The 20,253-nt window shown below is 70.2% G+C and carries 17 protein-coding genes and 1 pseudogene; 12 read left to right on the top strand and 6 right to left on the bottom strand.

Annotated elements, in window-relative coordinates; translation table 11 throughout:
• Position 1 precedes the first annotated feature (1 nt).
• Complete coding sequence (locus CED_RS06045) at positions 2–697, top strand: beta-eliminating lyase-related protein (protein ID WP_369807795.1); 696 nt, start codon at positions 2–4, stop codon at positions 695–697.
• On the opposite strand, the gene CED_RS06040 is transcribed toward CED_RS06045, so the two are convergent.
• Positions 601–1,398, bottom strand: coding sequence for a VOC family protein (locus CED_RS06040; RefSeq protein WP_035909209.1), 798 nt, complete (start codon positions 1,396–1,398; stop codon positions 601–603). The genes CED_RS06045 and CED_RS06040 overlap by 97 nt on opposite strands.
• Before the next feature lie 308 nt (positions 1,399–1,706).
• A complete protein-coding gene (locus CED_RS06035) occupies positions 1,707–3,107 on the bottom strand; it encodes a glutamate decarboxylase (RefSeq protein WP_011434653.1) in 1,401 nt (466 codons plus the stop codon).
• 343 nt (positions 3,108–3,450) lie between these two features.
• Here CED_RS06035 and CED_RS06030 point away from each other — a divergent pair, with 343 nt between their 5' ends.
• From CED_RS06030 to CED_RS06020, 3 genes are all read left to right on the top strand, one after another.
• Positions 3,451–3,651 carry a hypothetical protein gene (locus CED_RS06030; protein WP_011434652.1) on the top strand — a complete coding sequence of 67 codons (201 nt, stop codon included), beginning with the start codon at positions 3,451–3,453 and terminating at the stop codon, positions 3,649–3,651.
• Positions 3,652–3,742: 91 nt separating this feature from the next.
• Positions 3,743–4,354 (top strand): GNAT family N-acetyltransferase, encoded by a 612-nt coding sequence (locus tag CED_RS06025; protein ID WP_035909087.1) that lies wholly within the window; start codon positions 3,743–3,745, stop codon positions 4,352–4,354.
• Between the two features lie 674 nt (positions 4,355–5,028).
• Positions 5,029–6,666, top strand: coding sequence for a mechanosensitive ion channel family protein (locus tag CED_RS06020; protein WP_035909085.1), 1,638 nt, complete (start codon positions 5,029–5,031; stop codon positions 6,664–6,666).
• Between the two features lie 134 nt (positions 6,667–6,800).
• On the opposite strand, the gene CED_RS06015 is transcribed toward CED_RS06020, so the two are convergent.
• Both CED_RS06015 and CED_RS21380 read right to left on the bottom strand, forming a co-directional pair.
• A complete protein-coding gene (locus CED_RS06015) occupies positions 6,801–7,109 on the bottom strand; it encodes a GlsB/YeaQ/YmgE family stress response membrane protein (protein WP_011434649.1) in 309 nt (102 codons plus the stop codon).
• A 31-nt stretch (positions 7,110–7,140) separates the two neighbouring features.
• The gene (locus CED_RS21380) at positions 7,141–7,707 is read right to left on the bottom strand and encodes a hypothetical protein (RefSeq protein ID WP_049760808.1); all 567 of its coding nucleotides are present in this window, start codon (positions 7,705–7,707) and stop codon (positions 7,141–7,143) included.
• A 569-nt stretch (positions 7,708–8,276) separates the two neighbouring features.
• On the opposite strand from CED_RS21380, the gene CED_RS06005 reads away from it, so the two are divergent.
• The 6 genes from CED_RS06005 (at position 8,277) to CED_RS05975 (ending at position 16,481) form a co-directional block, all read left to right on the top strand.
• Positions 8,277–9,776, top strand: a complete 1,500-nt coding sequence (locus CED_RS06005) for an amidase (RefSeq protein ID WP_035731229.1) — start codon at positions 8,277–8,279, stop codon at positions 9,774–9,776.
• Positions 9,777–9,926: 150 nt separating this feature from the next.
• Entirely contained in the window at positions 9,927–11,099 is a 1,173-nt protein-coding gene (locus CED_RS06000) for a PP2C family protein-serine/threonine phosphatase (protein ID WP_035909084.1), read from the top strand.
• Positions 11,100–11,297: 198 nt separating this feature from the next.
• Positions 11,298–11,780 (top strand): hypothetical protein, encoded by a 483-nt coding sequence (locus CED_RS22195; protein ID WP_011434645.1) that lies wholly within the window; start codon positions 11,298–11,300, stop codon positions 11,778–11,780.
• 768 nt (positions 11,781–12,548) lie between these two features.
• Complete coding sequence (locus CED_RS05985; protein WP_035909082.1) at positions 12,549–13,817, top strand: glycosyltransferase family 4 protein; 1,269 nt, start codon at positions 12,549–12,551, stop codon at positions 13,815–13,817.
• 53 nt (positions 13,818–13,870) lie between these two features.
• Positions 13,871–14,779, top strand: a complete 909-nt coding sequence (locus CED_RS05980; protein ID WP_235186919.1) for a lysylphosphatidylglycerol synthase transmembrane domain-containing protein — start codon at positions 13,871–13,873, stop codon at positions 14,777–14,779.
• A 262-nt stretch (positions 14,780–15,041) separates the two neighbouring features.
• A complete protein-coding gene (locus CED_RS05975; RefSeq protein ID WP_035731147.1) occupies positions 15,042–16,481 on the top strand; it encodes a kelch repeat-containing protein in 1,440 nt (479 codons plus the stop codon).
• Positions 16,482–16,591: 110 nt separating this feature from the next.
• On the opposite strand, the gene CED_RS05970 is transcribed toward CED_RS05975, so the two are convergent.
• Complete coding sequence (locus CED_RS05970; RefSeq protein WP_035909080.1) at positions 16,592–17,287, bottom strand: NAD(P)-dependent oxidoreductase; 696 nt, start codon at positions 17,285–17,287, stop codon at positions 16,592–16,594.
• A gap of 233 nt (positions 17,288–17,520) precedes the next feature.
• On the opposite strand from CED_RS05970, the gene sigJ reads away from it, so the two are divergent.
• On the top strand, positions 17,521–18,399 hold the full coding sequence (gene sigJ / locus CED_RS05965) for an RNA polymerase sigma factor SigJ (RefSeq protein WP_035909079.1): 879 nt from the start codon (positions 17,521–17,523) through the stop codon (positions 18,397–18,399).
• A 100-nt stretch (positions 18,400–18,499) separates the two neighbouring features.
• Here the strand turns inward: sigJ and CED_RS21375 are convergent, their stop codons facing one another.
• Complete coding sequence (locus tag CED_RS21375; protein WP_160172367.1) at positions 18,500–19,624, bottom strand: SGNH/GDSL hydrolase family protein; 1,125 nt, start codon at positions 19,622–19,624, stop codon at positions 18,500–18,502.
• Positions 19,625–20,065: 441 nt separating this feature from the next.
• On the opposite strand from CED_RS21375, the pseudogene CED_RS25035 reads away from it, so the two are divergent.
• A pseudogene (locus CED_RS25035) lies at positions 20,066–20,253 on the top strand (polysaccharide deacetylase family protein); the annotation flags it as partial.

Below are 20,253 nucleotides of genomic sequence, written 5' to 3'. Positions count from 1 at the left end.
TGTGAGCGGTCCACCGGCCTGCCCGCGAGGTGGGCGGATCCGCTCCACTCGGCCAACGGTTTNCGGCGGCCGGGTCTGGTCGCTCGGCCGGCTGGCGGAGTTCCGTGCCATCGCCGACTCCGCCGGCGTGACGCTGCACTGCGACGGCGCGCGGCTGTGGAACGCCGCGGTCGCAAGCGCCGTCCCGCCGCGTCGCCTCGCGGCCGCTTTCACGACCCTGTCGGTGTGCCTGTCCAAGGGGCTGGGCGCGCCGGTCGGCTCCCTGGTCGTCTGTGATGCCGGCCGCGTCGGCACCGTCCGGGAGTGGCGCCGCCGGCTCGGCGGCGGGATGCGCCAAGCCGGCGTGTTGGCCGCGGCCGGCCTGCACGCGCCGCACCACCATGTCGACCGGCNCGCGGAGGACCATCAACGCGCTGCCGAGCTCGCCGCGCTGCTGGCCGACGCCGCACCCGGCCGCGTCGACCCGAAGGCGGTGGAGAGCAACATGGTGCTGGTCCAGGTCACCGACGCCGGGGCCGACAGTAACGGGCCAGCCCTCGGTTCCCGCAACGACAGTGCCGCGCCCCAGGCACATCCGCGGCGGGAACCAGGCCGGGCGGGTCAGCTCGCGGCGGCGGGGGCGGGCTCAGACTTGGTCGGGCCGACCAGCTTGAACACGGCGCCGGTTGGGTCGGCGGCGACCGCGAGGCGGCCGTAGGGGGTGTCCTCGGCGGGCAGCACCACCGACCCACCGAGTTCGGCGGTCTTCGCGAGCGCCGCGTCGGTGTCCCGCACGGCGAAGTACACCGACCAGTGCGCCGGGACGCCCTCGGCCAGGAAGCCCGCCGCGTCCATGATGCCGGCAAGCGCGCCCTCGTCCTTGCCGAAGGTCGCGTAGCGGAACTCCGGGGTGTCGCTGACGACGTGAACGTCCCAGCCGAACACGTCCCGGTAGAAGCCGACAGCCGCGGCGTAGTCGCGGGTGAGCAGTTCGAACCAGCCGGGGGCGCCCGGCTCGGCAAACACCCCGAAACCACGGTGCAGCCCCGGCTGCCACATGCCGATCGCCGCGCCGGCAGCGTCGGTCACGACGGCCATGACGCCGAGCTCTCCGACGACCATCGCCGGGACGATCACCTGACCCCCGTGGTCCACGGCGGCGGCGACGGTCTTCTCGGCATCCGGCGTGGCCAGGTAGACCGACCAGCCATCCGGGACGGCCTCGTCCGGCTTGGGCATACAGCCGGCGACCTGGACNCCGTCCTTCGTGAAGGTGAAGTACCCGCCGAACTCCTCAGCGGGATCCTCCGCCGTCCAGCCGAACAGCTCGCTGTAGAACGTCCGAGCCCGGGCCGGGTCGGAGGTCATCAGGTCGACCCAGCAGGGCGCTCCGGCCGGGGCGGTCTCTCGAGTGGGCATGATGTGCTCCTTCGTGTCGTGCGGACCCGTATCAGGCGGACCGTGCCACATCACCTTGGACCCCGGCACCGACAAAAATTCCTCGGCGGCCCGCGGCGCTTCTCCGAGCTCCAAGTGCTGCCGCGTGGCATCACGCCCAGGGTGCTCACCGAGTCCCTGCGCGGCCTGGGACGCGATGGCCTCCCCACCGGTCCACATATGTGGAGGTACCCCCGCTGTGGAGGTACCCCCGCGGATCGAGTACACACTGACCCCCCGCGGGCACTCGGTCGTCTTCGGCGGGTTCGCCCCCNCGCCCGGCGCCCGGCTCAGTGGTGGAACGATGACTCGCCGGGCCGGTCGCCCGCGGTGCGCCGGCCCGGATGGGCCAGCCGGTTCACCACCCGGCGCAGGTCGGCGATGAGCAGCCCGGCGAGGTCCCGGCTGAACTCGTGACGCACGACGACCCGCAACACCGCAAGATCGGTCAGCCCCGGCGGGAACCGGTAGGCGGGCACCAGCCAGCCACGGGTGCGCAGCAGCTCGGAGACGTCGAAGACGGTGTAGTCCGTGATGTCGTCACGGAGCTTGAACGCGAACGCCGGAATGCCGCTACCGTCGGAGACCAGTTCGAACGGCCCCATCGCCGCCACCTCGGCGGCCAGCCAGCGGGCGTTGTCCCGACACGCCTGGGCCACCCGGCGGTAGCCCTTATAGCCCAGTTGCAGCAGGGTGTAGTACTGCGCGACGACCTGTGCGCCCGGCCGGGAGAAGTTCAGCGCGAAGGTCGGCATCGTCCCGCCCAGATAGTCCACCTGGAAGACGAGTTCGGCCGGTAGATGCGCCCGGTCGCGCCACAGCACCCAGCCCACCCCCGGATAGACCAGGCCGTACTTGTGCCCGGAGGTGTTGATGGACACCACCCGGTCGAGCTGAAAGTCCCAGACCAGATCGGGGTCGCAGAACGGGGCGATGAACCCGCCGGACGCGGCATCCACGTGTACCGGAACATCGGGCCCTCCGGAGGCGGCGAGGTGGTCCAGCGCGGCCACGATCCCGGCGACCGGCTCGTAGCTGCCGTCGAACGTCGAGCCGAGGATCGCCACCACGCCGATGGTGTTCTCGTCGCAGTGCGCCACGGCCTCGTCGGCGGTCAGATGCGTGCGCCCCGGCGCCATCGGCACCAGCCGTGCCTCCACGTCCCAGTACCGGGCGAACTTCTCCCAGCACACCTGCACGTTGACACCCATGACGATGTTCGGCCGGTCGGCCGGGGCGCCGGCGGACCGGCGACGCGCCCGCCAGCGGCGGATCATGGCAAGCCCGGCGAGCATGCACGCCTCGGACGACCCCGTGGTCGAGCAGCCGACCGCGTGCTCGGCGTCGGGGGCGTGCCACAGGTCGGCGAGGATGTTGACGCAGCGTTCCTCCAGCGCCGCCGTCTGCGGATACTCATCCTTGTCGATCATGTTCTTCGGGGCGCACTCGGCCATCAGCCGGTCGGCGTACGAGTCCATCCAGGTGGTCACGAACGTGGCCATGTTCAGCCGCGCCTTGCCGTCGAGCATCAGCTCGTCGTGGACGATCTGGTAGGCCGTCTCCGGCGCAGTCGACTCCTGCGGCATCCGGAACCGCGGGACTACGACCTCCTCGCCCAGCGGGGCCAGGTGCGGCCGTACGTCGACCGTCTCCTCCGCCCGATCACCACTCGCCTGACGATGTAGAGCCATCCTGGATAAACCTCCTAGCCGCGCCGCTGCGATACCGGTTTCAGGCCATGGCCCCCGAGCGGCGCAGCGAGCGGAGCACCTGCTCCTGCTGATGCGGGAGCAGCGTCGGATCGCGTGCGCCGAGCGCGCGCCGCAGCAGGTCGTCCGCTCGAGTGTCCTCGCCGGCGGCCGCGCCACATCAGCGGCACGCCACCGGACCGGACCACTATCCGGCCCGTCCGGCAAGGCGACCGTACCGGCCGCGACCGGCACAAAGTAGCTCGACGGGCACGCTCGATGTTGCCAGCGGTGGACCACTTTCGACTTCTCTCCGCTGCCGACCAATCCGAAGGTTCCCCACGGTGTGTTTCTCGTATGGATCACCTACACCGATGGGGCGGTGAATCTCAGCGGCGAACGCTGGATCAACCACCCGGACGGCTATGCCATGACGAATCTCTCCGTGCGGCCCCGCGCCGGCCATCCCGATCAACTGATGGGCCGGGTTCATCTGCAGGGATGCAGCGGTTACGCCGTCGACCCGATCTTAAAACCCGGCCGGTGACCGAACCACCGAACGCCAGGATGGGTGACTGCCGCGGGTTCAGCGCTCCAGGCCGTTACCTTCCGGCCCGGTGAACAGGCAGGATCGATCTGTGCGGACACGGCGGGCATCAGAGGAGGACTGGGGCGCGATCTGGCCGATCTGGCGGGCCGTTGTGGTCGAGGGCGAGACTTGCGCCTGGACACCGGACNCCGACGAGGAGGTCGCGAAAAGCGCGTGGATGCTGCCCCCGCCGGCCGAGGTTCTGGTGATGGAGGAGGACGGCCCGGGCGACACCTCGATCGTCGCGACCGCGCTGCTCACACCGAGTCAGCCGGGTCTGGGAGATCATGTCGTCCAGGCGATGCTGCTCGTTGATCCTAAGCGGGTGGATCACGGGGCTCCGCGCGGCGGGGCCGGAATGTACCGGGGCTACGGGCCGTACGGGGGACGTAGCTACTACGGCGGCCGGGGAGCCGAAGGCGACCGCTGGGAGAGCGTCAGCCGGCAGGCCGCGGAGCAGATGATCGAGTACGCGGCCGATCTCGGCTACCGGGCGATGCAGCTCAACGCCGTCGTCGCAGCCAATCCACGGTTGGTCGCGCTGTGGCGCTCGCTGGCGTTCCGCCTCGTCGGGACCCTTCCGGCGGCCTTCCGCCATCCTTGGCTCGGCGACGTCGACCTCCACGTGATGTACCGCTTCCTGCCCCCCCGGGAACATTGATCTAGCGACAACTGCTACGAACACCGGCGTCTCCACGTAGGCGGGGCGATACCCCAGGTCCGCCAGCGACACACTCCCATACCCCTTCCGCACCTGGACGAACGATTCTACAGCAGGAGCATCGCCTCCAGTCCCACTTTCGTCGCCGTGAATGGGTGGCGGTCGCATTCTGGTCCGCGTCGAACTCGACGTGTTCCACCACGGCCGGCTCGGCGCCGAGCAGTTGACACCATATCTTGCAGACCCGCGTACCTTTCTTCCCTGCCAGGTAGCTATTTTCAACGAGACACAATCTGGCGACGGAGGACGGCGTGTTTCCGCGAAGGACCCGTTCGTGTCACGATCACACCTATGGCGACGCCGGTAGAACCACGTTTTTCTTGTCCGCACCACACGTCTATATTCGTGAACGAAGTCGGATGGGGACCCACCGCAATCGTCCGCCCCACCCTTCAGGCAGACGTGATTCGGATCACTTCATTGGATCTGAATGNTCCGGGCAGACCAACCCCATGCATGTGACTGCTACGCCCTCGCTGCGACTGCCATCGGAGCCCTGCGCTGGGCCCCGGCGCGGGGAACGGCAACCGGGCACACTGTGACCCGGACCCGTATCCCAGGCCGACATCGAGCCTTTTCATCCCTGACCATGGCCCAGGACGAGGAGCCTGTCTGTGCGTCTGAGCGCCGCGCCCGATCTGTCCTTCTCCGACATGCAATCGACCGTCGCCGTCCTGACGATCCTGGGCGGTGCGGTCCTGCTGGCCCTGGCCGTCTCCGTATTGCTGCACNGCATGGCCAGACGGATCGGCCGCCATTCGGAGATCGTCGCCGATCTCGCACAGCGCGGTAAGCGGCCGACGCGACTCACGCTCGTGCTGGTGGCCCTGCTCGTCGGCCTCACCTCCACGGCTGAACAGACCTGGACCGGGGCAGCCCTGCGAGTGTCTAATGTCGCCCTTATCGCTGGAATCGCCTGGTGCGTCACGGTGCTCGCGTTCGCCTTCGAGGACCTCGCGCTCGCCCGCTACCGAATGGATATCGTCGACAACCGGCATGCCCGCCGGGTGCGCACCCAGGTCACCCTGCTCCGACGGATCACGGTGGCCATCATCTCGATCATCGCGGGCGCCTCGATGCTCATGACGTTCCCGAGCGTCCGCGTCGCCGGCGCCAGCATCTTCGCCTCGGCCGGCGTGGTCGGCATCGTCGCGGGGTTGGCCGCCCAGACCTCACTGTCCAACGTCTTCGCCGGACTCCAACTGGCCTTCACCGACGCCATCCGGGTCGACGATGTGGTGGTGGTCGAGAAGGAGTGGGGCAGGATCGAGGAGATCACTCTCACCTACGTCGTCGTCCACATCTGGGATGACCGGCGGATGGTCCTTCCGTCGACCTACTTCACCACGACACCGTTCCAGAACTGGACCCGCAAGGAGTCCGCGGTCCTCGGTGCCGTCGAGCTGGACCTGGACTGGGCAATCCCGATCGACGAGATGCGGGCCGAGATGCACCGGGTCCTGGACGCCACGGACCTGTGGGACAAGCGAGTCTGCGTCCTGCAGGTCACCGACGCCATCGATGATCACATCCGCATCCGCGTCCTGGTCAGCGGCAAGGACGGACCGACCGTGTTCGACCTGCGCTGCCACATGCGCGAGGCACTCGTCCGATGGGTCCAGCACAACCATCCGACAGCTCTGCCCCGGACCCGCATCGAGTTCGACGCCTCCGCGCACCTGCTCGGTCTGCGCATCCCGGATCAGGGCCGGGCCGATGACCGCGACGGCCGCCACCCCGATCCGTCCGGCAACGGCCGGCACAACTATCTCCACGGCCGCGACCATCCCCACGGCGACCATCCCGATGGAGACCATCCCGACGGCAGGTCCGACCGGCTCCGCAAGACGAACGGCATCCGCCGCGGCGAAGAACCAGCGCGGGCGGTTCCCGTCCCAGTGCAAGGTCTCCTCTCCCCCACGATCATGGATGCCACGAACTCGGCCGCGGTTACCGCCGCCGGCAGCGCGAGCCGGGAGGCGGAGACCGGTACGGACGGCGGGACGAGCACCGCGCCCACGGGTGCGCCTGCCGACGCCGCCGANGACGCCCGGCTGTTCTCCGGCGCGAGTGCCGACGCCGCGGAACGGGCGCGGAACTTCAGCGAGACCAGCGAGACCAGCGAGCATGACAGCTCCGCTTCTTCTCCACCGCCCCGCGACGACGACGACGATGACGACGCGGCGCAGCCAGGGGAATCGACCCGACGCCAAACGACACCGCAGGCGCCAAACGACACCACAGGCGCATAACGACACCACCGAAGGCTCCGGCCCAGCTCCTCCGCAGGTGGAGGACCCAGGCCGAAGCAGGCGTCGGGTCAGAGCAGGTGCTCTGTGTGCTGCTGACCGGATCGCGGTCACCCGGTCGCCGGCGGGTATCGCGATTACCGGCGGGCGTAACGACGGCTGCGGGTCGACCCCGACCGGCCGCCGTGGCCCCCCACGTTCCGCCACACCAGGAGAACCAGGATGGCACCGATGATGGACCCGAGAATGCCGGACGGCTGCAGAGCGCCTTCGCCGACATCCTTATTGAACAGGACGTAGCCGAGGAATCCTCCGACGAAAGATCCGATGATTCCCACCACAATGGTGCCGAGAATCCCGATGGGATCCCGGCCGGGCAGCAACACGCGTGCGACGGCCCCGGCGACAAGTCCGAGCAGAATCATGACGACGATGAAGGTGATCATTAGTTTTCTCCCTACGAGGTGGTTGGATTACTCATCCCCGGCGCCGCCGTCCCCGCCGGACCACCAGCAGCAGCACCACCGTGCCGGCCAGGACCCCACCCGTGGCCTTCGGGTTGCTCCGCATCCGCTGCCCGACGGACCGCGCGGCTTTCCCGCTGGTGGCGAGGGTCTTCTCGGCCGCCCCCTTCGTCTTCTCGGTGGCGACCGACACATGGGGAGCAAGGGTCTGGACGGCCTCGTTGACCTTCTGGCGCACCTCGGCGGCTCCGCCGGCCACTCTGGCCCTGGCGCCCGGGGTGGTCATGTCCGGGCCGGCCAGGTCCGGGCCGCTGACGTTTCCCGGCTCCCTGACGTTTCCCGGGCCGGTGACGTTTCCCGGGCCGGTGACGTTTCCCGGGCCGGTGACACGTGAGGCGGAGGTGGTCGCGGCGATGACGTCGGGGCTCGGCGCCGGGGAAGCGTGACCGTTCAGGCCGGGTGCCGGGCCGGCACCTACCCTCTCGGTACCGGTCGGGACCGGGGGGACCGGAGGGCACGCGAACGGAGCCGTGGTCGTGTCGTCGGCGGGAAGCGACGCGGTCCGTGCGGGCTCCGGCATCACTGAACTCGGGTCCATTGGCATCGTTCGGTTCCTCCCTGGAAGGTGTCGGTGTCTGACCTGGAGACCGGGTCCGATCTGGAATCAACGGCTGAGCTGGTCAACGGCTGAGCTGGTCAACGGCTGAGCTGGTCAACGGCTGAGCTGGTCAACGGCTGAGCTGGCATCACGCTCGGCCCGTCCGACCGGGACCGACGCGGACCACCTCGCCGAGCCACATCTGCGATCAGGCCACATCTGCGATCAGACCTGCCGCCGGCTCCCCGTGACTCGCGGAGAAAGCCGACCGGGCGGGATGTTCACTAGCCGTACTTCTCATCGTCATACCCGGAATCAATGCGGATAACCCGATGTAGACGCCCTGACAGGACACGGGGCCGCGTCACCGATGCCCAACACTATCCACAAACACATAAATGCCACATAACGGCTAATATATCGATCATGGCTCATCTCTCCCCAACCTGCCCACAGCAGGGGACAATGGGAGGTATCAGGCGATCGACGGTGCGGACGACCCGGCGTCGGCTACGGTTCGGACAGCAGCCATGAGCGTCAGGGGGTGGCTGATGTCGGATGTGCCCACAATGCCCTCCGCAGCCGACCGGAACGGTCCGCTCGAAGGCATCCGCACACTGGCCGCACGCCTCGCCTCCGGCGAGATGACGTCCCGCGAGCTCGTCGAAGCCGCGTTGGCCCGGACAGCGGCGACCCAGGCCACCCTTAACGCCTTCCGCTGGGTACGGGCCGAGGCGGCCCTGACAGAGGCCGAGGCGGCGGACGTCGCGCTCGCCGCCCGCCGCGGCCGTCCCGGCCGGGACGGCCGCGGCGGCTGGTGGAGCACGCCGGGATGGCGACCGCTACTCGGCGTGCCCATTGCGATCAAGGATGACACCGACCTGACCGGTACCCCCACGGCCTTCGGCGCCATGGGGGAGTTCCCCCCCGCGGTCCGGGACAGCGAGATGGTGCGACGGCTGAAGGCGGCCGGTGCCATCATCATCGGCAAGACCAACACCCCCGAGTTCGGGCAGTGGCCGTTCACCGAGGGCCAGGCGTTCGGGGTGACCCGCAACCCGTGGGATCTCGACTACTCTCCCGGCGGTTCCTCCGGAGGCGCGGCGGCCGCGGTGGCCGCGGGGCTGGTACCGGCTGCGATCGGTTCGGACGGGGCGGGCTCCGTGCGCATCCCCGCCGCCTGGACCCACCTGGTCGGGATCAAACCGCAGCGGGGGCGCATCTCGAGCGCCCCGGTCCGCGAGCAGTTCAACGGGCTCACTGTCTACGGCCCGCTAACCCGAACCGTCGCCGACGGGGCCCTGCTGCTCGACGTCCTGTCCGGCAGCCTNCCCATCGNCCGCGCTCGNCCGCCGGCGCCGGCCGAGCCGTTCCTCACCGCCGCCGGCCATCCCCCNCCCCGCCTGCGGATCGGGCTCTCCCTGCACCACCCGTACAGCGGGATGCCGGTGGCCCTCGATCCGGCCGTCCGGGCCGCCGTGGAACGGATGGCCGAGATCCTGGCCCGCTGCGGGCATGACATCGTGCCGGTNGAGCCGCCCTACGGCCTGCTTGGCACGATTTTCCTGCCGCGGTCCATGGACGGCATCCGCGACTGGGCNGGGCGGGTGCCCGATCCCACCCTGCTTGACCCGCGGACCATGGCCAACGCGCGGACCGGACGGATGCTGCGCCCGTTCCTCCCGCTGACACGCGCCGCGGAACCACTGGCCCGGCTCAACATCGGCCGCGTCTTCCGGNGGGTGGACGTCATNCNCNCCCCGACGACCGCCACTCCGCCGCCCCGGGTGGGCGAGCTCAACCGGGAGAGCAACTGGGCCACCGACCAGGCGATCGTGGCGGCGTGTCCCTACACCTGGCCGTGGAACGTCCTCGGTTGGCCGGCCGTCAACGTACCGGCCGGACGCACCGCGGCGGGACTGCCCGTCGGCGCCCAGTTGATGGGGCCGGCGAACAGCGAGACCCTGCTGATCTCCCTCGCGGCGCAGGTGGAGGACAGCGAGCGCTGGCACCTCCATCAGCCGGGAGAACGCTCGGCCCACGCGATCTGACGATCTGACCCGACGGGCACCCGATCCGACCTGGTCCACGGCCCGACCTGGTCCACGGCCCGATCTGACCTTACGGGTAGCGGGATGTTACCGAATAGCCGAAATGCGAGGCCCTCTCACGGGATCCCGATCCGGCCGGGACAATGACCCATGCGAAGACGTCGTTCAGGCGCTGGCGGACTCGGCGGACTCGGCGGACTCGGCAGGGTGGAGGGGCCCGGCGGATTAGAGGGGCTCGGCGGGGNGGAGGACGTCCGTCCCCTCATAGCCGGAACGCTCGTCCTCGTCACGGTCGTCATCCTCGACGCGACGCCCGGGCTGATCCTGGTCGGGTACTTCGGTCTCGGGCCACTGATCATCGCGGCGGCCAGTCCACCCCGGGTCACCGCCGCGGTCGGAGCGCTGGCAGTGATCGCGGCGCTCCTCTCCGGCTTCTGGGATCATTGGTTCGGGACCGGTCCGCATCTCGCCGCAACCACGCTGGTCGCCCTCCAGTCCGTGATCGCGGTCTGCATCTGCGTGTGCCGGGAACGGCAACGCTCACAACTGCACCAGGTCAAAGCGGTCGCCGAGGTCGCGCAGCGGGCACTGCTACCGGCGGTCCCGAGCCGGCTCAACGGGGCCGGTTTCGCGGCTCGGTACCTCTCCGCCGCCCAGGAGGCGTCGGTGGGTGGCGATCTCTACGAGGTCGTCTCCACCTCGCAGAGCATCCGGATGATCATCGGCGATGTCCGCGGCAAGGGCCTGCCCGCGGTCCGGCTGGCCTCGATAGTGCTCGGTGCCTTCCGCGAGGCGGCAGTGACCTGGCTCGACCCGGAACAGGTGGCCGCCGCCTGCGCCCGCGCGGTGGGTCGGGAGGCCGAACCCGAGGACTTCGTGACGGCGCTCATCGTCGACATCCACCCGGACGGTCGGCTGGGCCTGTGCTCGGCCGGGCATCACCCGCCACGACTGGTCTCGGCGGACGAGTGCACCACGCTGGAACTGAAGTCGCCGAGTCCGCCGCTCGGGCTGGCCGAGCGTTTCNCCGTCACGATGGCGAGCTGGGCGGTCGGCGATCGGATGCTGCTGTTCACCGACGGTCTCACCGAGGCCCGGGACGGCCGGGGGCGGTTCTTCCCTCTGGACGATCATCTGGACCTGCTGCGGGGCGGCAGCCAGGACGACGCGCTCGACCGTCTCGCCGGGGCTCTGCGCGCCCACGTGGATGGCAGGCTGCAGGACGACCTCGCGGTGCTGCTGGCCGAGCGGGAGGCGGGACCGAGTGGCGGGATGGGNGCCGGGNCAGGAGCCGGGNCAGGAGTCGGCGTCCTGAGCTCTTGAGCCCGGCGGGACCCGGCGGCCCCTCGACCCGAGATCCGACTCCCATCCGGCGTGCCGCTGTCCCTTGGAGCCCGTCGCGATCCGCTACGGTCACCCAATGCGGAGGGATTCCGTGGCCGCCGCCCGATACCGACGCCTACAGTTGTGCTCACGGGTATTCACTCCAGGTATCGATATACCGGACGGTCGGAGACGGTCGTGAGCGTTCCGGTGGATTCCGGTGACCGTCGCACCGTGCGGCTGCTCTTGGCCCTACTCGTCGTCGTGAGCGCCGTGGCCGCGTTCGCCGTCGGCGGTCTGATCGCGACGTCCGGGTTACGGGTGAGCTGGGGACGCGCCGAGGGCGCCGCGGCAGCGGCCGACCTCGCCATCGCCAAGGACGGCTCGCTGCCAGCGGCGATCGGCAGGCTGGGCATCGGCGGCGGCTCGGATCCCTCGTCACTCACGGATCCCTCGTCACTGACGGCGGGCCCCTCCCTGAAGAGCGGGCCTTCGTCGGCCACCGCGTCACCGACGCCGACGGAGGTGGGCGGGGCGAAACACCCGGTGCCAAGCCCGGTGCCGAGTGGCGAGTATCCGCCTACACCCACGGCACCGAGCCCGCGACACAGCTGCACGGCCCCGGCCACCTCCGCACCCGGGGGGTCGGGCGCCCCCATCCTCATCTACCCATTGTGCTGATATCCGTTGTGTCGATATCCCTTGTGCTCTTGTGCTGATATCCGTCGTGCCGAGCTATCCGCCGGATCCGGGCCGCCAGTCGGGCGAGCGGCCGATGAGGGCCAGCAACCTCGTCCACTCGTCGGCGTCATCCGGGACCGGCACCGGGCGGGCGAAGATGCCGGCCGCCCGCCAGGCGTCGATCTGCGACGCCAGCTGCTCGTGGACCCGGTGCACGAGGTCCCGGTCAGAGCCGACACCCGCCACCGACGAGGTGTCACCGGCCCGCCGGCCGTGCATGTCGATCGCCCGCGCCAGATCCCAGCCGTGGATCAGTAGATCGGCGGTCAACTGGAAGGCGTACTCGCTCGCCGGCGTGGGGCNGAAGGAGAGGACCGGCACCGACGCCCAGGCTCCCGGGCGGTTCCAGGAGTCCCGTGCCCCACGGGCCGCCGCCGTCCAGCTCGCCACGGGATGCGCCCCTGGCGCGGACGCTCGTCACGATCGCAGGTCTCATTAGCGCCACATCGTGAGGCTGCAATCATCTCCCTTCATGAAGGGTCACCCCCTGCCGTCGCATCCCGTCAACCGGGACGCCACACGCCCGATGCCGCTCGTTCAGCCCTGTCGCCGGCCGGACGACGCGTGAGGGAACTTCCCCTCCCGCCGGGCCCCACCGATGATCCGAACGCGCCGATCCGCCCTGCGAGGAGCGGACCGGCCTCAGGTACCGATCCTGCCGGGGCCGGTACCGCCGGGGCCGGTACCGGCCTGGTCGACGTGCCAAGCATGCTGGTGGTCGCCGACAAGTTCCCCCCGGTGCTCGGCGGCATCCAGACGTTCGCCTACCATCTCGCGGCCGGGCTTCCGGCTGACCGGGTGGTGGTCGTGGCGCCGGCAGCCCCCAGCGCCGCCGCCTTCGACCGGACGCTGCCCTTCCCGGTGATCCGCATGGACGAGAGGATCCTCACCTCCCCCGGATCCCGGCGCCTCCTGCGATCGGTCGTGCGGTCCGAGCACTGCGAGGCGGCCTGGTTTCCCACCGCGGCGCCGCTCGGCCTGCTCGCCCCGACGCTGCGAACGGCCGGGANCTCCCGGGTGGTGTCGTCGAGCCACGGGCACGAGGTCGCCTGGTCCCGGCTGCCCGGCGGGTGGTCGCTCGTCCGAGCGGTCGCCGCCCGGGCCGACGTCCTGACCTATCTGACGGCGTTCACCCGGCGCCGGCTGCTCGCCGTCGCCCCGCCGGGCACGACACTCGCGCGGCTGACCGGCGGGGNGGATACCGGACGGTTCCGGCCGCGGGTCGGGGGCGAGGAGATCCGCCGGCAACACGGCTGGTCGGACCGACCGGTCGTGATCTGCGTGGCCCGCCTGGTGGCGCGCAAGGGGCAGGACATGCTCATCCGAGGCTGGCCGGTGGTCCTGCGACGTCATCCCGCCGCACGGCTGCTGCTGGTCGGGCAGGGTCCCGCCGCGGACCGGTTGCGACGGCTCGCCACCCAGGTGGGCGTCGCCGACGCGGTGCATTTCGCCGGCGCGGTCACGGAGCAGGATCTTCCGGCCTATCTCGACGCCGCCGACGTCTTCGCAATGCCGNCCCGCACCCGCCTGCTCGGCCTGGACCTCGAAGGTCTCGGACTGTCCGCCCTGGAAGCGGCGGCGAGCGGCCTGCCGGTCGTCACCGGTGCCCAGGGCGGGGCNCCCGACGTCGTCCTGCCCGGTNGCACCGGCGTCGTCGTGGACGGCCGCGACCGGCACGCCGTGGCGACGGCCGTCGCCGACCTGCTCGACGACCCCGAGAGATCCGCCCGGATGGGCCTCGCCGGACGGGACTGGATGTGCCGGAACTGGAACTGGGGTGAGTTGAGCCGGCGGCTCGCCGGACTGCTCGCGGGCGGGCCAGATTCCGATCTTGAGGGTGTCGCGGGACACTCTTTCGGATCCTCGGCGGCGCATCGGGAGGTCCCGGATGGCGTCGTCTCGAGCAACATCGGGCCCAGCGGCATGATTTCGGACGACATCGTTCCAGACCGGATCGATGTGAGCCAAGGCGGTTGAATTCCATGGCGAGACGGCGGATGGGATACATCCGGGCGAAGGGGGTTGCAGCCGTGGCCGCGCCGCTGCTGGCGGTGGTCTGGCTCGCGCGTTCGTGGACAACGGTCGAGAGCGGTGTCGACGCGTTGACGCGCGCCCACCCGTCCTGGCTGGTGGGCGCGGTCGCTGTCGCCCAGTTGACCTGGATCGCGGGAGCGGCCTGCCAGCAGGGCACGGTGGCCCGGCCCCTGCCAGTGGGTCCGCTGCTCGCGGTCCAGGTCGCCGGCAGCGTCGCCAACCACGTGCTGCCGGCGGGCTTCGGGGTCGGCGCGGTGAAGCTTCGTTTCCTGCATCGTGCGGGGCTGACCCTGCGGGAGGCGGTGACGGCGGTGGGCCTCGACACCGCCGCCGGTGTCACCACGCACCTGGCCGTGCTGATCATGCTCCTGGCGGGGGGNTTCCTGCCGGTGGACGTGGCACGCCTACCCCGCGGCGAGCCGGTGGCCATGGTGGTCCCGGCGGTGCTCGCCGGGCTCGCTCTGCTCGGCCTGCTCGGCTGGCTGATCGCCCCGGTCCGCCGGGCGGCCCGCCGGGCATGGGCGGGCGTCGTCGACCACCTACGGTCGATGAAGACCACCCTGCAGTCGCCGAGCCGGGCGGCCCTGCTGTGGGGCGGCTCGGCCGCCATCCCGATGCTGCACGCCGCGACCCTGTGGGCGATCATGCGTGCGCTGCACCTTCCGCTCGGGGTCGGCGCGGTATTCGCGATCTACTTCGCGGCGAGCGCGGCCTCGGCCCTGGTGCCCTCNCCGGGCGGCTTCGGCTCGCTCGACGCGGCCCTGACAACAGCGATCATGGCTGCCGGCCAGTCCGCCGCCATCGCGCTCGCGGCGGTCCTCGGCTACCGGATGATCACGGTATGGCTGCCGATGGCCCCGTCGGCCTGCGTCCTGGCCCTGCTGGTCCGCCGCGGCCACCTCTGACCCGCGCACTCACCCCCGCACCTCTGACCCGCGCCACTCACCCCCGTCGGGGGATGGTCCCGCACCACGTCAGGCCCACTCGTCCCGTCCGGGTGGACCCGCGGGCACCGAACCCAATGGTGATTACTCTTCGAATCAATGGGAATGCACAACGTCAGGATGCACAACGTACAGCTAGTTCTCGTGCGTGCACCGTCATCTACCCATGCCATCCACCCGTCGGTCAGGGCCGCACCCGCGGTCCTCAGAGGGGGGAGACTTCATGAACTGGTCCCGTACATCACGTCGGTGCGCCTCGCGCGCCTTCGTCCTGACCGCCACGCTGGCAGCAGCCCTGGCCGCGCCGGGGCTGCTCAGCTCGGTGGCCGAGGCGGCAGCACCGACCGGCAGCCCGACGAGCAGATGCCCGTCGCTGCCCCAGATCGCCGGCCCACTGCAAAGCTGGGAGACGGTTACCGCCCTGCCGACTCCCCGTGTCCATCTCGCGGCCACCACGGGATGTGACGGACGAATCTATGCGATCGGCGGCCAGGCCGCCGAGACGGGCGCCGGCGGCGGCGCCCCGGGATCGCCTACGGGGACGCCCGGCCCGACCGCGTCACCGACTACACCCACTTCACCAACCACCACACCCACTTCGCCAACCGCACCCGCATCACCGACGCAGTCGCCGGCCCCCACCGGGACGCCCGGAAGTTCCGCGACGACGACNTCGACGGTGGGTCCGGCGAGCCTGACCCGGAAGCCACTGGCCGGTCCGCTCGGCCCGTCAACCGATGACCCGACCACCAGCCCGACCACCGACCTGCCCACCGCGACGTTGACCGGATCACCCGGCGCGAGTCCGACCGGTTCACCGACCACGCCCGGGACACCGACGGGCACCGGCTCACCCACGTCACCGCCGGGCGTCGCACCCCTGACGCCGGTGGGGACGGTCCAGGTCTACGACCCGCGGAAGAACGCCTGGACGGACGCGCCCGATCTGCCGACCGCGCGTACCCACCTCGCCGCCGCGACCGACCTCGATGGCCGGATCTACGCGATCGGCGGCCGGTCCGGCAGCTCGAACCAGCCCACGGACATCGTCGAGGTGTACACCCCGTCCAGCGGAAGCTGGTCGACGGGGAAGCCCCTGCCGAGCGCCATGGGNGACCCGAGCGCGGCCCGCGGCACCGACGGCAGGATCTACGTTCTCGACGCGAAGACCCTGGCGATCTACGACCCCGGCTCGGACAGCTGGTCGACGGCCGGGGCGCCGCCATCCGGGAACAGGGCTCCGGTCCTGACGGCCCTGCCGGACGGCCGGATCCTGGCCGCCGGCGGCATCGGGGCTGGCGGCGGCTCCGCAGCGCGGGCAGCCACCGACGTCTTCGCCTATACACCGGGTTCGAAAGCGGCCGAGAAGGGTTCGTGGGCCCAGATGTCCGACCTGCCGGACGGCGTCGCGGGTGCCGCCGGGGCGACCGGCCCCGACGGCCGGGTCTACATCATCGGCGGGCGGGACAGCGCCGGGAACGTCACCGGGGCGGNGCAGGNATACACCCCGAAGGACGACCGGTGGGCCGCCGGACCGACCAGCTCCCCCTCGACCCGGGCCGGGCATGCCGCGGCGACCGGTGGTGACGGCCGGGTGTACGTGCTGGGTGGAACGTCCAGCTCCGGCAAGACGCTGAACACCGTCGCCGCACTAAGCAAATAGCGAATAGCGAATAGCGAATAGCGAAACAAGTAACGAACAACGCCGTCAGCCGGGCGCCGGCCGTCCTGTCCCATGAGGCCGGCCCCGGCTGCTGGCCGCGTTTACTGAGGTCAGTCCCGCTTGAATGCCTCCCGGCGCAACATCTGAAATAGCGTCGGGGCGCCTTCGCGGGTCGTCACGGCGACCGCCTTGTGTACGAACCGTACCTCGATCGCCTGTTCGAGCAGGCTCGCGGCCAGGTCCGCGCGGCTGGTGAAGATACCCGGCGCCTGGTCCTCGTGAAGCTCGTAGCTCGTCACGGCGGGCGCGNCGAACAGACCCGAGGGACGCATGATCGTCCAATCTAGGTTGCTATCGCGCAGAAGTTCCTCCATGCGGCGCATATCGCGGTAGGTCGTCTTGCCGATCGTCGCGGTGATCAGCGGCTGGAGGACCCGATTGAGCAGGAAACCGCCATCGGCATGATGATGCGGCTCGGTGGCACTCGAGCTCACCACGACCACTCGCTTGACCCCGTGCCGGAACATCGCCGCAGTGATGTTCCGGATTCCGTCGCTGTAGATGTTGATCGGTTCGCGCGTAAACGGCACGCCAAGCGTCGACAGCACCACGTCGGCTCCTTCGACGGCCCGATCGACGGCCTGGGCGTCGTGCACGTCGGCCCCCACGACGTCGAGCCGTTCGTGCGTGATCGGGAATTCCGCCGGGCGCCTGGTCACCGCGACGACGTCGTAACCGGCGGCCAGCGCCTGCTCGGTCAGCAGCCGGCCAGTCGGCCCGTTCGCTCCGAACACGACAATCCTCATTGCTGCGCTCCTCCTGACCCGCGGGTACGCGGATCACCTGCCTGTCGGATGTCCGTCGGATGTCTGTCGGATCCCGCCGGACAGATGTGACCGCCGTGCCCACCGGCCACCGGCCACCAGCCACCAGCCGTCCCCCGGACCCGGACGGGTGGCGTCGTCACATCGGCGGTGCCGCGTTCGTCAACTGCTCAGGAGAGGCTGGTTCGGCGGGGTGCAAGCGAGAGGTGCAGGCAATGGAGGATGCGACGTGGCAGGCCGAGCAGTTCGAGCGCCAGCGCCCGCGGCTGCAGGCGGTCGCGTACCGCATGCTCGGTTCGCTCAGCGAGGCCGAGGACGCCGTCCAGGAGGCATGGCTGCGGCTGAGCCGCTCCGGCGACGAGGCGATCAACAACCTCGGCGGTTGGCTGACGACGGTCGTGGGTCGGGTATGCATCGACATGCTGCGTGCCCGCCAGGCGCGCCGGGAGGACTTCGTGGGCACCTGGCTGCCCGAGCCGATCGTCAGCGCCGAGGACGGTGACGGCCCGGAGCAGCAGACCGTGCTCGCCGACTCCGTCGGCCTGGCGCTGCTCGTCGTGCTCGAGACGCTCACCCCGTCCGAGCGGCTCGCGTTCGTCCTGCACGACATGTTCGCCGTGCCGTTCGAGGAGATCGCCCCGATAGTCGACCGGNCCCCCGCCGCGGCCCGCCAGCTCGCCAGCCGCGCCCGACGGCGGGTGCGAGGCGCCCCGACGGTCCCGGACCCCGACCTCGCCGCACAGCGCAAGGTCGTCGCCGCGTTCCTGGCCGCAGCCCGGGCCGGCGACTTCGACGCCCTCGTCGCGGTGCTCGATCCCGACGTCGTGTTCCGCGTCGACACCGGCTCACGCACCCGGCTCATGCCCACGCTGCTCACCGGCTCCGCGGACGTCGCACAGCACACCGCCATCCAAGGCCCCCGCTTCGCGCGGCACTGCCAGCCAGCCCTGGTCAACGGCACCGCCGGGATCGTCGCGCGCGCATCGACCGGTGTCATCGCCGTCGCCGGCCTCACCGTGCGCGACGGCCGGATCGCCACCATCGACCTGATCCTCGACCCTGACAAACTCCACCGCCTGGTTCTCGCCGACTAGGGGTGTTTTTGACCGGGGTGTTTTTGACCGACCCGGAGACAGTCTCGGATGTGTCAGTCTCGGATGTGTCAACCTCGAATGATGTCAACCTCGAATGATGTCAACGGCCGGTGGGAAGATAGGCGGCGGTGATCGCGGTGGCCAGCGCACGCTGCCCCTGGCCGTTGGGGTGGAACGCGGCGGAGAACGGCGTTCCGAGGAGGTCGACGTCGGGAGGGCTGCCTGTACTGCTGCAGAACTCGTGCCCGGCGAAGGCGTTTTCGGTGTCCACGTAGGTCACGCCGGCCGCCCTCGCGGCGGCGCGGATCGTGTTGTCGAGGTCGTGGACGGTCTGGTTGAACCAGGCCGCGTCGGCCGGCTGGATGCGTACCCCCAGCTTCCCGAGGACGCTGACCGGGCAGGGTGCGTCCAGAGCGTCGGGGAACAGCCGGGGATAGCCCAGGACGAGGATCCGTGCCCCGGGGGCGAGGCTGCGGGCCCGTCGGACAGCCCGGTAGGTCGCGGTGAGTTGTGGCTGCAGGGTGTTCAGAGCGGCCCCCACGGCCGGTGCGGAGTGGTCCCGACAGGACGGGAGAAGTGTGGTCACGTGCAGTGCCGCACAGTAGACCGCGATGTCGGCGAAACCGATGTCGTTGCCGCCGACGGTGAGGGTGACCAGTCCGACGGTGTCGGCCGACCCGTCCAGATAGGTGTCNTGTGGTGGGGTGCCAGGCCCCTGCGACGTGGAGAAGTCCCGAGTGCGTGCGCCCGCGCAGGCCCCGAAGGTGAACAGTGGATCAGACGTCGCGGACGGCGGCGGGTCCTTGGTGGCCAGGGCGGCGTGGACGAGAGCCGGGTAGGCATCGGTCGAGCGTCGGCAGCCACCGAATGGCCGGTAGCTGCCCGGGAGGTAGTCGGCGACGGGGCCGGCTCCGTCCCCGGNGGAATACGAGTCACCCAGCGCGACGTAGCGCAGCGCGGTCAGCCTGGTCCGCGAGGATCGTGAACGGCCGGACCGGTCGGTCGCGGTCAGTTGGAACACGTAGTTGCCCGGAGCCGGGAGGGTCACCGTCGTGTCCGGCGCGTCACCGGCGAATCGGGCCGGGGCCGGTCCCGACAGCATCGTCCACGCTGTGGATGCCGCGGGCCCGGTGACCCTGCCGTGCAGGGCCACCGCGCTCAGCCCGACGACTGTGCGCGAGCGTCCCGCCTGCACGGTCACCATCGCCTGCCGCGAACGTGTCACCGTCGTCACAGAAGGTTGCGATGTCGCTGCCGCGACGTTCTGCCGGCTACGGGATACCTCCGCTGCGCCCGTGTCACGGCAACCCGCGACCACCACGGCCGCCACCAGACCCACCACGAGCATGCTCCACCGGCATCGCCCGAGATCGCTACCCGTCATACCGTCATGATGACAGGCCGTGGAGTGGAGTCCACGGATGTGATGCACGTGGAGTAGCAGTCCTGCGACACCCCAGAACAGTCCTGCGCCACCCCAGAACAGTCCTGCGCCACTCCGCGACGGTCCTACGACACCCCAGAGTGGCGGTCTGTAAAGGGGACGGCCACCGCATGATCCCTTCGAGAAACATACGAAGCAACTCGACAAGGAAGAACCGCGATTACACNCACCGATGGTAAAGCGTAATCATATGTCCGTTAATGTCGGTCTATGGATCGACGGATGCTCCTTTCCCTACTGGGCATCGGCGCCGCGCAGGCGCTGATCGGATGCTCGGCCGGCACGGCGCCCGCCAAGCCCGACACCCACGCCACCGACACCGTGCGCGGCCCTGGCCCCGTCCCAGCGGTCGCACCCGTACCCACGCCCGGGAATTCCGTAGCCACGCCCGGGGATGGAGTGGTCACAGG

The organism is Frankia sp. CeD (assembly GCF_000732115.1).
Classification (GTDB): Bacteria; Actinomycetota; Actinomycetes; order Frankiales; family Frankiaceae; genus Frankia; species Frankia casuarinae.
Note: the sequence above shows the minus strand (reverse complement) of the source record. Positions and strands in the feature narration are given on the sequence as shown.

Coding starts and splice junctions, on each gene's coding strand:
- CED_RS06035 (WP_011434653.1), bottom strand. CDS start 3,107: ATGGCTCTACATCGTCAGGCGAGTGGTGATCGGGCGGAGGAGACGGTC.
- CED_RS06015 (WP_011434649.1), bottom strand. CDS start 7,109: ATGATCACCTTCATCGTCGTCATGATTCTGCTCGGACTTGTCGCCGGG.
- CED_RS21380 (WP_049760808.1), bottom strand. CDS start 7,707: ATGCCGGAGCCCGCACGGACCGCGTCGCTTCCCGCCGACGACACGACC.